The sequence below is a fragment of the Pseudomonas nunensis genome (assembly GCF_024296925.1).
Lineage (GTDB): Bacteria > Pseudomonadota > Gammaproteobacteria > Pseudomonadales > Pseudomonadaceae > Aquipseudomonas > Aquipseudomonas nunensis.
In genome coordinates, this window is sequence record NZ_CP101125.1 from 5,500,366 (window position 1) to 5,515,503 (window position 15,138).

At 60.1% G+C, this 15,138-nt stretch carries 10 protein-coding genes; 4 read left to right on the forward strand and 6 right to left on the reverse strand.

Features of this window, described 5'->3' with window-relative positions:
• Nucleotides 1–128 precede the first annotated feature (128 nt).
• Nucleotides 129–1,829 carry an urease subunit alpha gene (ureC, locus tag NK667_RS24230; protein ID WP_054616373.1) on the forward strand — a complete coding sequence of 567 codons (1,701 nt, stop codon included), beginning with the start codon at nt 129–131 and terminating at the stop codon, nt 1,827–1,829.
• A gap of 55 nt (nt 1,830–1,884) precedes the next feature.
• Here the strand turns inward: ureC and NK667_RS24235 are convergent, their stop codons facing one another.
• Nucleotides 1,885–7,029, reverse strand: coding sequence for a dermonecrotic toxin domain-containing protein (locus tag NK667_RS24235; RefSeq protein WP_054616374.1), 5,145 nt, complete (start codon nt 7,027–7,029; stop codon nt 1,885–1,887).
• A gap of 360 nt (nt 7,030–7,389) precedes the next feature.
• Here NK667_RS24235 and NK667_RS24240 point away from each other — a divergent pair, with 360 nt between their 5' ends.
• Nucleotides 7,390–8,514, forward strand: a complete 1,125-nt coding sequence (locus tag NK667_RS24240) for a sensor histidine kinase (RefSeq protein WP_054044060.1) — start codon at nt 7,390–7,392, stop codon at nt 8,512–8,514.
• A 137-nt stretch (nt 8,515–8,651) separates the two neighbouring features.
• Here NK667_RS24240 and NK667_RS24245 read toward each other — a convergent pair whose 3' ends face one another.
• Entirely contained in the window at nt 8,652–8,957 is a 306-nt protein-coding gene (locus tag NK667_RS24245) for a chaperone modulator CbpM (RefSeq protein ID WP_054044061.1), read from the reverse strand.
• A 27-nt stretch (nt 8,958–8,984) separates the two neighbouring features.
• Complete coding sequence (locus NK667_RS24250) at nt 8,985–9,932, reverse strand: DnaJ C-terminal domain-containing protein (RefSeq protein ID WP_054044062.1); 948 nt, start codon at nt 9,930–9,932, stop codon at nt 8,985–8,987.
• A gap of 297 nt (nt 9,933–10,229) precedes the next feature.
• Here NK667_RS24250 and NK667_RS24255 point away from each other — a divergent pair, with 297 nt between their 5' ends.
• Nucleotides 10,230–11,504: an Hsp70 family protein gene (locus tag NK667_RS24255; protein ID WP_054044063.1), complete on the forward strand. Its 1,275-nt coding sequence runs from the start codon at nt 10,230–10,232 to the stop codon at nt 11,502–11,504.
• Nucleotides 11,505–11,636: 132 nt separating this feature from the next.
• Here the strand turns inward: NK667_RS24255 and NK667_RS24260 are convergent, their stop codons facing one another.
• The 3 genes from NK667_RS24260 to NK667_RS24270 all read right to left on the reverse strand — a co-directional run bounded on the left by NK667_RS24260 (nt 11,637) and on the right by NK667_RS24270 (nt 14,105).
• Complete coding sequence (locus NK667_RS24260) at nt 11,637–12,650, reverse strand: AI-2E family transporter (protein WP_054616375.1); 1,014 nt, start codon at nt 12,648–12,650, stop codon at nt 11,637–11,639.
• A 290-nt stretch (nt 12,651–12,940) separates the two neighbouring features.
• Complete coding sequence (locus NK667_RS24265; protein ID WP_054044065.1) at nt 12,941–13,246, reverse strand: PsiF family protein; 306 nt, start codon at nt 13,244–13,246, stop codon at nt 12,941–12,943.
• Nucleotides 13,247–13,310: 64 nt separating this feature from the next.
• Nucleotides 13,311–14,105: an AraC family transcriptional regulator gene (locus NK667_RS24270; RefSeq protein WP_054616376.1), complete on the reverse strand. Its 795-nt coding sequence runs from the start codon at nt 14,103–14,105 to the stop codon at nt 13,311–13,313.
• A gap of 98 nt (nt 14,106–14,203) precedes the next feature.
• On the opposite strand from NK667_RS24270, the gene NK667_RS24275 reads away from it, so the two are divergent.
• Nucleotides 14,204–15,091, forward strand: coding sequence for a DMT family transporter (locus NK667_RS24275; protein ID WP_054616377.1), 888 nt, complete (start codon nt 14,204–14,206; stop codon nt 15,089–15,091).
• Nucleotides 15,092–15,138 lie beyond the last annotated feature (47 nt).

The window sequence follows — 15,138 nt, forward strand, 5'->3', positions numbered from 1 at the left end:
GACAGCTCCTACAGAGGTCGCACACACCGTAATGGTGTGAACACCTGTAGGAGCTGTCGAGCGCAGCGAGGCTGCGATAGCGAGCTACGCGAGCGGTCTCAAAAACAATTGAATTCCAAGGCGAACACATGAAGATTTCCCGTCAAGCCTACGCCGATATGTTCGGCCCCACCGTCGGTGACAAGGTGCGCCTGGCCGACACCGAGCTGTGGATCGAAGTCGAAAAAGACTTCACCACCTACGGCGAAGAAGTGAAATTCGGCGGCGGCAAAGTCATCCGCGATGGCCAGGGCCAGAGCCAACTGCTCGCCGCCGAAGTGGTCGACACGGTGATCACCAACGCGCTGATCGTCGATCACTGGGGCATCGTCAAAGCCGACGTCGGCCTCAAGGACGGGCGCATCGCCGGGATCGGCAAGGCCGGTAACCCGGACGTGCAACCGGACGTGACCATCGCCATCGGCGCCAGCACCGAAGTCATCGCTGGCGAAGGCATGATCCTCACCGCCGGCGGCATCGACACGCACATTCACTTCATCTGCCCGCAGCAGATCGAAGAAGCGCTGATGAGCGGCGTCACCACCATGATCGGCGGCGGCACCGGCCCGGCCACGGGCACTAATGCGACGACCTGCACCTCCGGGCCGTGGCACCTGGCGCGCATGCTTCAGGCCGCCGATGCGTTCCCGATGAACATCGGCCTCACCGGCAAGGGCAACGCCAGCCTGCCGGAGCCGTTGATCGAGCAGGTCAAGGCTGGCGCCATCGGCCTCAAGTTGCACGAAGACTGGGGCACCACTCCGGCCAGCATCGACAACTGCCTGACTGTCGCCGACCAGTACGACGTGCAGGTCGCGATCCACACCGACACCCTCAACGAATCCGGTTTCGTCGAAACCACCCTCGCCGCCTTCAAGGGCCGCACCATCCACACCTATCACACCGAAGGCGCGGGCGGCGGTCATGCGCCGGACATCATCAAGGCCTGCGGCTTTGCCAATGTGTTGCCAAGTTCGACCAACCCGACCCGGCCGTTCACCCGCAACACCATCGACGAACACTTGGACATGCTGATGGTCTGCCATCACCTGGACCCGAGCATTGCCGAGGACGTGGCCTTCGCCGAAAGCCGCATCCGCCGCGAGACGATTGCCGCCGAAGACATCCTCCACGACCTCGGCGCGTTCTCGATGATCAGCTCCGACAGCCAGGCCATGGGTCGGGTCGGCGAAGTCATCACCCGCACCTGGCAGACCGCCGACAAGATGAAGAAGCAGCGCGGCCCGCTGCCCCAGGACGCTGAAGGCAACGACAACTTCCGCGCCAAACGCTACATCGCCAAGTACACCATCAACCCGGCGATCACCCACGGCATCAGCCATGAAGTGGGCTCGATTGAAATCGGTAAATGGGCAGATCTGGTGCTGTGGCGCCCGGCGTTCTTCGGGGTCAAGCCGACGCTGATCCTCAAGGGCGGCGCGATTGCCGCCAGCCTGATGGGCGACGCCAACGCCTCGATCCCAACGCCACAACCGGTGCACTACCGCCCGATGTTCGCCAGTTATGGCGGCTCGCTGCACGCCACCAGCCTGACCTTTATCAGCCAGGCGGCGCAGGAAGCGGGGCTGCCCGAGGCACTGGGTTTAAAGAAGAAAATCGCCGTGGTCAAAGGCTGCCGCGAGGTGCAGAAAACCGACCTGATCCACAACGATTACCTGCCCAGCATTGATGTCGATCCGCAGACCTATCAGGTCAAGGCCGACGGTGTGTTGTTGTGGTGTGAGCCGGCGGAAGTCTTGCCGATGGCCCAGCGTTATTTCCTGTTTTAAGCCGCAAAAAAAAGCCCCGATGCGAACATCGGGGCTTGATCAATGCCAGGCTTCATCACGCAAACGGCGCGTCGTCCTTGTCCAGTCGTGCCCAGTCCATGGCGTCCTGAGTGAGTTTTTTCAGTAGCTGATCCATCTCGTCGAGCACGCTCTTGTACTCGCTGTCGAACGCTTCATCGGTCATCACCTGACCTGGTGCGAAGGCGCTTTCCGGCTTGCCCAGTTCAGCGGCCAACACGCGGATTCTTTCCTTCAAACGCTCTCGGGCTTCAGGCGTGCGATCGACTGCGGCAGCCCGTTCGTCCATGGCCATCTTGAAGTCGGTGAGGGCTTCCAACTTGCGCCGGAATGCGCTGAACAGCCGCCGGTTACTGCCCTCGGCATAGGCTTTCCAGAAGGGCAGTTCAGCGATCGCATCGCGCAGCAGATCGCCTTCCTCCAGCGCCAATACCCGCTGATAGGCCGTTTCAATCATCGACGGGGTCACGCCGGCGATTTTGCGAAACTGCATGCCCCGCGCTTGCCAGGGCAGGTTCAAGCGCTCGGCCAAATCCGTCATGAACGCCAGGTGAACCTCGACTTCATCAATCGTGCCCGTGACCTGACCTTCAGCATTGACCCGTCGGTACGTCTCCCCCGCCGCCAGCCGTTCGGAAATATGCCGACGGGCAATCGCATCGACTTGTTGCAACCGCGTCTTGCCCTTGGCCAGGCGCACCAGCCCGGCCTTGACCAGGTCCGCGTTCTGCAACTGATAAGCCTCGTGGATCATCACCTCGATACCCATGGCGTTAAACCATTGGGTCAAGCCATCGACGCATTCGGTCGGCGCCACCGCTTCGGCGAAGATCTTGTCGCGCAGCGCGGCATCCTCGGCCATGGCTTCGATCATGCGCCAGACCTTCGCGCTCAGGCCGATTCGGTAGGTGCTGTCGGCCGCTTTGAAATCCGCGGTTTTGGTGAGCTGATGGAGCTTTTCGAAAAACGCAAACGAGCTGAACTCATCTTCCAGGTTGTCCCAGATCGGTTGCAGGATTTGCCACTGCGGCTCACTCAGACCGGCGCTCCAGTTGACACTGTCGAGCGGCCCTAATGGCGCAAAAGGGCGTTCCGGGTCCAGCCCCACCGATTCGACGTACAGCTTCAACTGTTCCAGGGTTTGTGCAGACATCCAGCGCGGCTCGAGGCTGATGTGTGTGCGCGCCAGCAGTTCCGCACGGAACGAACCCGGGGCGACGTCGGGGATCAGGTTGATCGGGCATTCGCGCAAGTCCAGGAAAAAATGCCGTGGCCGCACTTGCAGGAACAGCCCTGTCGGCCAGGTGTTCACACCGGTATTGCTCATTTGCAGCATGACCAAGTGGCGCATCCGGCTGATATCGGGCAGCAAGCCCAGCGGATTGCCCATCAGTGACATGGAGCGCATTTGCGTCAGGCCCCGCAGGTTATTCAACGCCTCAACGGTCAAGACAATCTGGTTATTACTCAGCAGCAGGTTGTTGAGGCGCCTCATGCCGCCGATTACCGATGGCAGGCGGGTCATGCGGTTGTTGCGCAGGTCCAACTGACGCGCCTGACGGAAGTGATGCAGAAACGTCGCGTGGCTGTCGCGCAAGCCATTCCCCGCCAGGTTCACATTCGTCACATGGTCGAAATTCGCACTCAGTACCGGCATGCTTTCCAGATGTTTTCCAAGGTCCATGACACTCAGGTCAAGTGCCTGGGAATGCGCTTCACCCGTGACCTCGACGCCACGCGGACCGGTACGCTGCCAGCATTGACGCAGGGCCCGGTAGACTTGGTTGCGCGATTCGAACTCGGACAAGCCGCTGCGACTGAAACGAGGCGCCTCGCCGGAGTGGTTGACCCAGCGATTCATGACTCGGCTGAACGCATCGAACTCGTCTTCGAGCGCGCTTATCTGTTGTACGAGCCCGCCCCTTGCAGAAAACCGACTCATCATCTCGTCAAGATCGGCATCGGTGAATTGGGGATACAGACAACTGGCACGGTAGCGGATAGTGGCCGGGGAAGGGTTGAATCGGTATCCCAACATGCCGCCGGGGAGCTTCATGTGTTCGGGGTCATAGGCCGGTTTGAACGTGGGGTAATCTTCGAGAATCGAGCCCAGCTCTTTTTGGGCCAGCGGTTGCCGCTGCACTGTTTCCTTGAGCCTGGCGCCTTCGACAATTTCAAAACCCAACGCCTTGCGCTCGGTATCCGGCAACGCATGCAGCACAGCGCTATAAATATCGTCAGCGCCGTGCAGGTGCTGATCGCGATGATCCCGTGCTTCGAACGTCCCCTCCTCATTGAGTACCAGCACCTTGCGATTCGCGGCATCCGGCGGCCCGACACTGTCGCGCAACTTGCCCAAGATCGAGAGCTCGCGAACTTCGATGCGCACGGACAATGACCAGCCGGGCAGCGCCGCAATGCTGTGCAGCGCCAGCCGTTCAGTGTCGGCGCTCGCCAGCACCTCCAGGTACAAACCTTCGTAGGCGCGCACCGTCCGCAACTCGGCCATGGCCCGTTTTGCCAGGGCCTTGACCTGCAACGGCAGGCGATCTTTTTGATCGATGAATGCCAGGTCTTCGGGCGAAACCCGTTTGAGCATTTCACGCGCGACCGTGCCTGGCATCGTCGGATATTCCCGTTGCAGCAGCAGTTGCCGAGCATCCGCCGTCACTTCACCGGCCTTGTACAACGACTCGAATAAACGCGAGGTCTGGCGTCCGGCGTGCATGGCCAGGCGACTGCGCAACGCAGTCAGACGCTCGGCGCGCAACAGGGACACCTGATTGCCGAGGATCGCGGTGATCTCGTCTTCGTTGAGTGAATCCAGCACCCGCTCCAACAATTTGCCACTGCGCCATTGCGAGTGAGTGACCTTGATCGTCTCGCCATCGACGCCCCCGTACCTGACCGAAGTGCCGGTGTACGTCTCTCCCTTGAAGAGTTCCACGCCCCTGGATTCCGGCCAGCCGCGCAGTTCGGTGACAAAGGTCGGCAAAAAACCCTCCAGCGACTCGGGCACCTTGTTCTGCAGAATCTGCGGCCCCAGTGCATCGGCCTCGCCATAGGCTTTGAACCGCTGCAAAGTGTCGATCAACAACGCTGGCGGACTTTCCTGTTCGACGTGCATCCGGCGCAATCGGGTGTGATCGACGCCACTGACGATCCGCGCCTGTTCCTGGCGGGCGATGGGCAGTTCTTCGAACGCAGTCCCAAGACGCCGCCAGACTTTGGCTTCATCCCAAAGCTGGGGTCGTTCGAGTTCGCTGGTCCAGGCGCCGCCGCCGTTGTGAGCCACTTGCGGTTCATACGCGTTGGCGCGCGAGGGGTGGCGGATGCGATGGCCGTTGCTGTTCGGGCCTTCCTTGATTGCGTAGTGTTTGTCATCCAGCGCCAGCACGCTCTCGCCGTCGTGCAGCAACAGGCCTATCTCATTCGGCCGCACATTATTGGGCAGCGGAACCTGACGTTCATACGGAGAAAGGTCTGGGTTCCACAGGCTTGTCTTGCCGTCGGGGAGCTCAACTGCTTTCAAATTGTCGACAAACGGCGAGGGCTGAATCGACAACGCGGCTCCGGTTGGCAGCACATGCCCGGCGCCCATCAGCGCCAACTGCGCGCCGTTGATCAGCACCGAACTGATGTGCCCCGCCGCTTCTTCGCGATCGCCCTTGCTCCAGTCTTCAAAGCCCTCGGCGAGCTCTTCGACCAATTGCGCAACCATAAGACCGAGCAACGCTTCGCCCACACCCGGAATCAGCATTCCGGCAAAGTTGAATACGTTCCAGGCGATGTCCAGGTAACCGGTCAGGCGCTTCCAGCGTGTTTGCGCGTCTTCGTCGCCGGTGGGCACCGCGATATGCCGGGCATCGGCGATGACTTTGTCCCGTCGCCTTGTAAACAAAGCACTCCATACGTTGCCGCTGATGACATGGGTGAGCGGTTCCGGGTTAGCGTTCTCGATGGGTGTCTCACGCCACCAGGGGCCCATGTCCAGAGATTTGCGTTGCGCCCATTCAAAGGTCTTGAGGCGTTCGTTGACCCGGGCGAAAAATACGCCTTTGTCTTTCTGATCGACGAAACGGCTGAAAAACTGCTGATACTCGACACCGCGCAGTTGACTGACCAGGGTCTGCATAAAGTCGGTGAACGAGTCGTACTCTTTGATCGGGTGTTGCGGGTCGCCGGGGACGTAGGCAATCAGCCGTCCCGCCAGACGGTTTTGCCGATGAACATCGTCCTTGCGCGCCAGCTCTTCGGACATGCCTTGGGGGCCATTGGCGAAAAACGCCTTGATCAGTTTGAACAGCTCGTATTCCTTGCCCGGCAACACCGGGATGCGATCCGACCATTCGCTCCAGAATTTCAACTGTTCAGAGGTCAGCGCATCAATTGCCTTCTTTAACTGCGAAGGTTCGGCCACGGTGCTGAACAGCACGATGCCGGTGAGCCTGAAGCCCATCAGCGACAAGCGATGGCAGTGCATCGGCGCGCCATACCAGGAATTATCCGGTTCGCCGTCGTGCACCTTGAGCAGCGCGCCGAAACCGTGGGCGCTGACCTCGCCCTGGAGCCGCGCCAACAGTGCGGCCAGTTTGAATGCGGCCTTGTCGCTGGTGACGGACTTCAGTTGCAACTCCATCCGCGCGGCGGCCGACGTCGGGGTCAGGATGCCTTTGAGATGAGTCTGATATTGCGCGCCGAGGTCCAGCGTGCGGCACAGCGTGACAAATTGCGCGACGGTCATGGCGTGGCGCAGGGGCGCGTTTTGCGCATCGCGGGTAAACACGCCGGAGCCGTCACGGAACGCCGCTGGCTCGGCTTCGTCGGCCTCGAAGTTATGCAGCGCCGCATCGAGCAAGGTCATTTGCTTGAAATGGTCAGCCCCTCGGTCAATGCCGAAGATAATTTTGCTGGGTACATATAAGCGCAGTTCGGCTACGCGAACATCCAGCTCAACATCCAGCTGATCTTTTAATGCTTTGTTTAATAGTGGCTCGGCGAAGTCTCGAATATCAGCTTCCAACTTACCGAACAACTCATCGAGTCGTCCTTGAAGTAACCAGCGCCGACTGTAAAGATCCTTGAGTGCATCGCGGTCAATCTTTCGGGCCTTGAGATACCACGGCGCAAAAAACTCGGTTACGCCGTCCGCATGCGCCAGCAGGCTATCTGGCGGCGTCATCCCCTGCGAATCCTGGATCGCCTGTTTGATGCGATCGATATGAACACCGAGTGCCCTGGTTTCAGTGACAGTCGCTGCATCCTCCCTGATGTTCCGTATATCAGCCATGTAACAACAACCTTCCATGATTATTGGAGGCATCAGGCTAACGAACAGAGTCCTTTGATAAAAGATCAAAATCCTGCGGACAACAGGGTTAAAAACCTGCGGACACGGTAATAAATGAAATACCGGATATATATAAATACCACCTGCCGGGTCACTCAACCTGCACCCACGCATTCAGCAGTGTTTACGCGGCCGTGAAGAGGCTAAGATGCTGCTCCATCAACGGTCATTTTTTGTTCGGAACCATCGTCCATGCGCCTAAGCGAATTCATCGTGGTTGAGGTTGATCGTATCGTCGATGAGTGGGAGCAATTCGCCCGCGTCATCACGCCGGACGAAAACCTTGATCGCATCACCTTGCGCGATCACGCCAGCTCGATTCTTCTGGCAGCCGCGCGGGACATGAACACCGCCCAGACCGCTCAGGAACAAGCTGCCAAGGCCATGGGCGACGGTCCGGAGAAAACCCCCAGCCTGGATCAGGCCGCCGCCAGCCATGGCGAGTTGCGGCACAACGTCGGTTTCGATCTGGTGCAGATGACGTCCGAGTTCCGCCATCTTCGGGCCTGCGTGATTCGGCTGTGGGTCAATAGTCTGCAAGCCCCGGACCTGGCGTATTTCCAGGACATGATCCGCTTCAACGAAGCCATCGACGAAGCCCTGGCCGAATCGACCGCCGCTTATGCCGAGCAGGTCAACCACTCGCGGGACATCTTCCTCGCCATCCTCGGCCATGACCTGCGCGCACCGTTGCAGGCAGTGAGCATGTCCACCGAGTTGCTGCAGCGCAAAGTCAATCTTGAAGGCGACGCCCTGGCCTGTTTGCACCACATCCAGCGTGGCACCCGGCACATGTCGGTGATGGTCGCGGATTTATTGGAATTGGTGCGCAGTCGCCTGGGCAAGAGCCTGCCGATCGAACCTGGACCGATGGACATGGCCGACGCGGCGCATGAGGCGATTGCCCAGGCCTGCGCCGGCAACCCCGAATGCGATCCCATGCTCAATATCAGCGGCGACACTCGAGGCAACTGGGATGCCGGGCGTATCGCTCAGTTGCTGCAGAACCTGATCGGCAATGCGTTGCAACATGGCACGAACCAGCGCGATGTCACGGTGAACCTCATCGGTGAGCCCGATACTGTGAGCCTCACGGTGCATAACTTTGGCGTACCGATTCCGGAGGATGCGCTCAGCACGATCTTCGACCCGCTGGTGCGCACGGCCAGCGAAGAACTCGGGCAGCCGTCGACCAGCCTTGGCTTGGGATTGTTTATCGTCAAGGAAGTGGTGACCGCTCATCGGGGGACGATAGAAGTCAGTTCCAATGAGGTGGAGGGGACGTTGTTTACGGTGGTGTTGCCGCGCAAGGCTTGATACCGCGTTGTGGCGAGGGAGCTTGCTCCCGCTGGGTCGCGTAGCGGCCCCTCTCTTCTCTCAAAAAAAGGGGACTGCTGCGCAGTCCAGCGGGAGCAAGCTCCCTCGCCACAGGAAAGCCTTCCACAGGTTGATCGCTACTCAACCACCAACCGCCCCAACCGCTGCTTGAGCATCCGGTTCTCCGCCCGCAGTTGCTGGACCTCTTCAAGCAGGTCCAGCGCCAGGGCGACGCCTTCCCATTCCAGCTCCAGGTCGCGCCGCAGCTTGGCGGCGCGCTTGGCCAGGGCCAGTTCGTAATCGTTGAAACGCCAGTCCTTGGGCGCGGAGCCCTGAGGTTCGAGGATGCCGTGTTCGACGATTTCGATCACGTAGACGTCCGACAGGTCGGTCGCCTCACAGAATTCTGCCATGTCCAGTTGAACGATCAGGGGACTGCTCATAGTCAGTAGCTCCATAGTTCTAGCGGATCAAAAATTTTCTCTCGGGTCGAACGCGGCTTTCTTCGCCAGTTCCTGCCACAACGCCTTGGTCTCATCATCGAGGACTTTAGGCATCACAGCCTTGAGTTGCACGAACAGGAAGCCCCGCTCACCCTTTTTGTTCATCAAACCGTGGCCCTTGGCGCGCATGCGCTGGCCGTTCTGGCTGCCGGCCGGAACCTTGAGGTTGATCTTGCCGGTCAGGGTCGGCACCGCCACTTCCGCGCCCAGCGCCAGTTCCCACGGTGCCAGCGGCAAAGTGATGATCAGGTTTTCGCCTTCGACGTCGAATTTAGGGTGCGGCGCAAAACGGATGATCAGGAACAGGTCGCCATTGGCGCCGCCACCGACGCCTGGAGCCCCTTGGCCCTTGAGGCGGATACGCTCGCCGTCGGTCACACCGGCCGGGATCTTCACGTTCAGGCTTTTCGGGGTGTTGCTCACATGCTGGCCGGCCGCGTTGTATTGCGGCACCTGAAAGGTGACCTTCTTCGATTCGTTCGAGAGGGTCTCTTCCAGAAAAATCCCAAGTTCCATTTCCACGTCTTGCCCTCGACGTCCGGCACTGCGACGCGACTCACCACCAAAACCAGGACCCCGGTTGCCGAAGATCGAACTGAAGAAGTCCGAGAAATCGCCCGTGTCCTGACCGCCACCGAAACCGCCGCCACCGCCACGCCCCTGCCAACCCGGCGGGCCCTGGAACGGCTGGCCGTGCTGGCCGTATTTGCGCAAGTCGTCGTACTCGGCGCGCTTGTCCGCACTTTTCAGCGCTTCATAGGCTTCCGAGGCGTCCTTGAACTTGGCCTCGGCGTCCTTTTCCTTGCTGACGTCGGGGTGGTATTTGCGAGCCAGCTTGCGATAGGCGGCCTTGATCGTCTTATCGTCAGCGGTCGGTTCCACACCGAGAATCTTGTAATAGTCTTTGAAGTCCATCTAAGGATCACCATCCGTTATCAAAATCGCGCCACTGCCGGCAGCATGCGCGTATTAACAGCCACCGGGTTGACCGATCTCAAGATTGTGACCGGGCAGCGCATCAGAAGTTTATCGGCAGCGGCTGGCGGTTCTTGCGACCGCCAAATGGCTGCCAGGGTCGATGCAGACAAGTTTGGGGCGTCCGGCCAGCTTATCAAGGCGCTATTGATGGTGATTTAGCGGATAGTCGGCCTTCGAATCTTCGCCGCACTGACATACACTGCGCGGCCGTTTTTTAACCGGAACTCGAAAGACATGAAAAACGCATCCCCAGCCCGTGCCTGTGGTATCGACTTCGGCACGTCCAACTCCACCGTCGGTTGGCTGCGCCCCGGCATGGAAACGCTGATCGCGCTGGAGGACGACAAGATCACCCTGCCTTCGGTGGTCTTCTTCAACATCGAAGAACGCCGCCCGGTGTACGGCCGGCTGGCGCTGCACGAGTACCTGGAAGGCTACGAAGGCCGGCTGATGCGCTCGCTCAAGAGCCTGCTGGGTTCCAAGCTGATCAAGCACGACACCAGCGTCCTCGGCACGGCGATGCCGTTCAAGGACCTGCTGGGGCTGTTTATCGGCCAGTTGAAGAAGCGCGCCGAAGCGGCCGCCGGTCGCGAGTTTGAAGAAGTGGTGCTGGGTCGCCCGGTGTTTTTCGTCGACGACGATGAACTGGCCGACCAGGAAGCTGAAAACACCTTGGTCGACGTGGCCCGGGCCATCGGCTTCAAGGACGTGTCGTTCCAGTACGAGCCGATTGCCGCTGCGTTCGACTACGAGTCGACCATCGAAAAAGAAGAGCTGGTACTGATTGTCGACATCGGCGGTGGTACGTCCGACTTCTCGCTGGTGCGCCTGTCGCCCGAGCGCCGCATGCACGACAACCGCCACGATGACATCCTCGCCACCGGCGGCGTGCACATCGGCGGGACCGATTTCGACAAGCAGTTGAGCCTGCAAGGCCTGATGCCGCTGTTCGGCTACGGCAGCCGCATGAAGAGCGGCGCCTACATGCCCACCAGCCACCACATGAACCTGGCGACCTGGCACACCATCAACTCGGTGTACTCGCAGAAGTCGACCCTGGCCCTGGGCAGCATGCGCTACGACATCGAAGACACCGGCGGCATCGATCGCCTGTTCAAGCTGATCGACCAGCGCGCCGGCCACTGGCTGGCCATGGAAGTGGAAGAAACCAAGATCCAGCTGACCCACGCCGACAGCCGCCACGTACCGTTGGACCGCATCGAGCCGGGCCTGAGCGTTGAATTGACCCGCGCATTGTTCGAGTCCGCCATCGACAACCTGCTGGAGCGCGTGCGCAACAGCGTCACGCAACTGCTGAACGATGCCAACGTGCGGGTTGATCAGGTCGATACGGTGTTCTTCACCGGCGGTTCGAGCGGGATTCCGGCGCTGCGCAACAGCGTCTCGGCGATGCTGCCGAACGCACGGCATGTGGAAGGCAACATCTTTGGCAGCATCGGCAGCGGTTTGGCGATTGAGGCCATGAAGCGTTACGGCTCGATGGATTGATCTGAAACCGCAGTGCGCCCTTCGCGAGCAAGCCCGCTCCCACATTTGACCGCATTCCAAATCTGGAACTCGGTCAAATGTGGGAGCGGGCTTGCTCGCGAAGAGGCCAGATCAGGTAACACACCTCTCGAATCAAACCATCCCCGCCAGCTTCAACTCACTCTTCAGATACGCGTAATAAATCGGCCCCGCCACCACCCCAGGCAGGCCGAACGCGGCCTCGAACACCAGCATTGCCAGCAGCAACTCCCACGACTTGGCACTGATCTGCCCGCCAACAATGCGCGCGTTGAGGAAGTATTCGAGCTTGTGGATAAAAATCAGATAACCCAACGCCGCCACGGCGACCCAGATCGACAGCGACAACCCGACGATGGTGATCAGGGTGTTCGACATCAGGTTGCCGATCACCGGCAGCAGGCCGAGCAGGAATGTCAGCACGATCAGGGTTTTGGTCAGCGGCAGCTTGATGCCGAACATCGGCAGGATCAGCGCGAGGAAGATCGCGGTGAAAAAGGTGTTGAGCAGGGAAATCTTGATCTGCGCAAACACGATGTTACGAAACGCCTGGACCAGCAGGTGCAAGCGGTCGAACAAGGCAGCGGCCAGCGGCTTGCGCTTGGTCACGTCAGGTGCCCGCTGCAAGGCGATGATCGCGCCCAGCACCATGCCGATCAGCAACGTCACGAACATGTGCGCCGCGTCCTTGCCCACCAGCTGCAAATCGCTGAGGTGTTTGCTCATCCACTCGCCGATGGCCACGCGGAACTCGGCGGCGCTGGCCGGCAGGTAGGCGTCGATGAACGGCGGCAGTTGCCCGCGGGCGCGGTCGACCACGTGCATGAATTTGTCGAGGGAAGCGCCGGGGTTTTCCGCTTCGTGCAGCAGGAAGCTGATTGCACCGGCAAAGATCAACGCCAGCACACTGACCACCAACGTGCCGAGCAACGCCACGGCCAGCCAACGGGCGCGGCGACCTTCTATCAGCCGCTGCAATTGCGGCGTGAGCATGTTGACCAGTTCGAATACCAATAGCCCGGCCAGCAGGCTGGGCAGCAGGCGCAGAGGGATGACCAGTAGCAAACCACCGAAGATGATGACCCAACTGATAAACAGCAAGACGTGACGTTGAGAAAACGTTGGCATACAGCCTCAAAACGAACGGCGTAAAAGGATGGGCAGTCTGCCAGCGATCCGGGGCCAGCACTAGGGATTGTGTAGGTCGACCTTGGTCGGGGGACTGACGGCTTTTTTCGGTGCCCTGACTGGCCTCTTCGCGAGCAGGCTCGCTCCCACAATGGATCGATGTCTGCAGGACTCAATGTGGGAGCGGGCTTGCTCGCGAAAGCGGTGTGTCAGGCGAATAAGGGGCTGAATTGAAGACCGCATTCGCGAGCAAGCCCGCTCCCACAATGGATTGAGTTTAATCCAAAGGCCTACTTTTTCTTCAGGCAATCACTCATGAACGCTTTACGCGCATCGCCCTTGAGCGCCTGGGTGGCGGCGGTGGCGTTGCAGGTTTTCATCTTCTCTTGCTGCGGGGTCAAGGTTTTCGCGTCATTGGCGGCCGGAGCCGCTTTGAGGCACGTGCTCATGAATGTCTTGCGCTCATCGCCCTTGAGGCTTTTCGCGGTAGCGTCGGCATTGCAGGTGGTCATTTTGTTCTGTTGGGCCGTGGCGGCGAAGCCCTGGGAGCAGAGCAGCAAACCGATCATCAACAAAGGGACACGCAACATCTTCATGGAGTTTTCTCCTTGTTGCCGCACCGATGGATGCGGCCTCGCCCTGAAGTGTAGACAACAGCTGTTACACATTCCTGCCTTCAAGGTGGCTGCGTCGATACTGTTCCGGTGTGCACCCGGCCTGGCGCTGGAACATCGCGATAAATGCCGAACCGGTGCTGTAACCCATGTCGAAGGCGATGTTCTGGATGCTGCGCTGGCTGTCCAAAGCCTCGATGGCCGCCAGAAACCGCAGGCGTTGCCGCCATTCGCCGAAGCTCATACCCAGCTCACGCAAGAACTGCCGGGCGAGGGTGCGCTCGCTGACATGAATCTGCGCCGCCCAGTCGGCCAATGGCCGGTTGTCTCCGGGCTCAGCCTGCAAGGCTTCGAGTATCCCGAGCAAACCCGGATTGCGGGCGTAGGGCAGATAACAGGCGTGTTCGGGCGCCTGTTGTAACTGGTCCACCAGTACTTGGGCCAAGCGCACGTCGGTTTCGTGCTCCGGGATTTTCACGTCTCGGGCGGCGAAGTCCTTGAGGATCGCCTTGAGGATGTCGCTGATCGCCAGAGTGCAAGCCTGTTGCGGCAGGTCGCGACACAGCGACGGCGCCAGGCACACCGCGCGGTAGTTGATCGGCTGGTTGCTGTAGAAACTGTGCTCGGTCTGCGGTGGCACCCACACCGCGTACTGCGGCGGCGACATGAAGCGGCTGTTGCCGATTTCCATGTGCAACACGCCGTTGGCCGAATACTCCAGCGTGCCCCACGGATGGCGATGGGCCGAGGCGTATTCGTGGGTGTCGAAGTCGGCGTAGCGGAAGTACACCGGGGCCGGCAGTTCGCTGAAATCCAGCAGATCGATGTGTTTACTGCTCATGCTGTCCGTCATCCGGGGCCGATTGTCTGGATCGCAGTATAGGCTTGCATCCAGACAAGCGGATAATTGCCCCTCATCAACGTCCTGGTTTTTCCCTCATGCAATACATGTATCCCCTGCTGGCCATTTTTATCTGGGCCGGCAACACCGTAATCACCAAGATGTCGGCCGGCGCGATTTTCCCCGCCGAGATCGGCTTCTATCGCTGGCTGCTGGCCGGGATGCTGTTCACGCCCTTCATGCTCAAACCGGTGATCGCCCACTGGCCGATGATCCGCCCGAACCTGGGCAAGATTTTCATCCTCGGCGTGCTCGGCATGGCGGTTTATCAGAGCCTGGCCTACTTCGCCGCGAGCCTGACCACGGCCACCAACATGGGCATCATTCTGTCGTTGATGCCATTGATGTCCCTGGCGATGGCGATTATCAGCCTCGGCCAACGCCTGACCGCCGGCGCACTGGCTGGTGCGGTGTTGTCGTTCGCCGGTGTGCTGGTGGTGGTGTCATCCGGCAGCCTCGGCGCGTTGCTGGAACATGGGGTGAACCTGGGCGACGCAATGATGCTGATCGCGACCCTGGCCTACGCGATCTACAGCACGCTGTTGAAGAAATGGCAGCTGCGCCTGCCGCCGCTGGTGTTGTTGTATATGCAGGTGTGGGTGGCGGTGCTGGTGCTGTTTCCGCTGTTTGTGATTTCGCCGAAGACCGGCCTGACCCTGCAGAATATTCCGCTGGTGCTCTACGCCTGCCTGTTGGCCTCGATGATTGCGCCGCTGGCGTGGATGCAAGCCGTGGTGCGCTTGGGCCCGAGCCGGACCACGCTGTTCTTCAACCTGCTGCCAGTGATTACCGCGCTGATTGCGGCGGTGGTGCTGCATGAACAGTTGGCGATGTATCACCTGGTGGGCGGGATGTTGACGTTGGGTGGGGTGATTCTTTCGGAGCGCTGGACTACGGTGTTGGGGCGCAGGATTCGCGTAGCTTGAGAGGACGCCTTCGCGAGCAAGCCCGCTCCCACATTTGGAATGCATTC

Coding starts and splice junctions, on each gene's coding strand:
- ureC (WP_054616373.1), top strand. CDS start 129: ATGAAGATTTCCCGTCAAGCCTACGCCGATATGTTCGGCCCCACCGTC.
- NK667_RS24235 (WP_054616374.1), bottom strand. CDS start 7,029: ATGACGCCGCCAGATAGCCTGCTGGCGCATGCGGACGGCGTAACCGAG.
- NK667_RS24240 (WP_054044060.1), top strand. CDS start 7,390: ATGCGCCTAAGCGAATTCATCGTGGTTGAGGTTGATCGTATCGTCGAT.
- NK667_RS24245 (WP_054044061.1), bottom strand. CDS start 8,957: ATGAGCAGTCCCCTGATCGTTCAACTGGACATGGCAGAATTCTGTGAG.
- NK667_RS24250 (WP_054044062.1), bottom strand. CDS start 9,932: ATGGACTTCAAAGACTATTACAAGATTCTCGGTGTGGAACCGACCGCT.
- NK667_RS24255 (WP_054044063.1), top strand. CDS start 10,230: ATGAAAAACGCATCCCCAGCCCGTGCCTGTGGTATCGACTTCGGCACG.
- NK667_RS24260 (WP_054616375.1), bottom strand. CDS start 12,650: ATGCCAACGTTTTCTCAACGTCACGTCTTGCTGTTTATCAGTTGGGTC.
- NK667_RS24265 (WP_054044065.1), bottom strand. CDS start 13,246: ATGAAGATGTTGCGTGTCCCTTTGTTGATGATCGGTTTGCTGCTCTGC.
- NK667_RS24270 (WP_054616376.1), bottom strand. CDS start 14,105: ATGAGCAGTAAACACATCGATCTGCTGGATTTCAGCGAACTGCCGGCC.
- NK667_RS24275 (WP_054616377.1), top strand. CDS start 14,204: ATGCAATACATGTATCCCCTGCTGGCCATTTTTATCTGGGCCGGCAAC.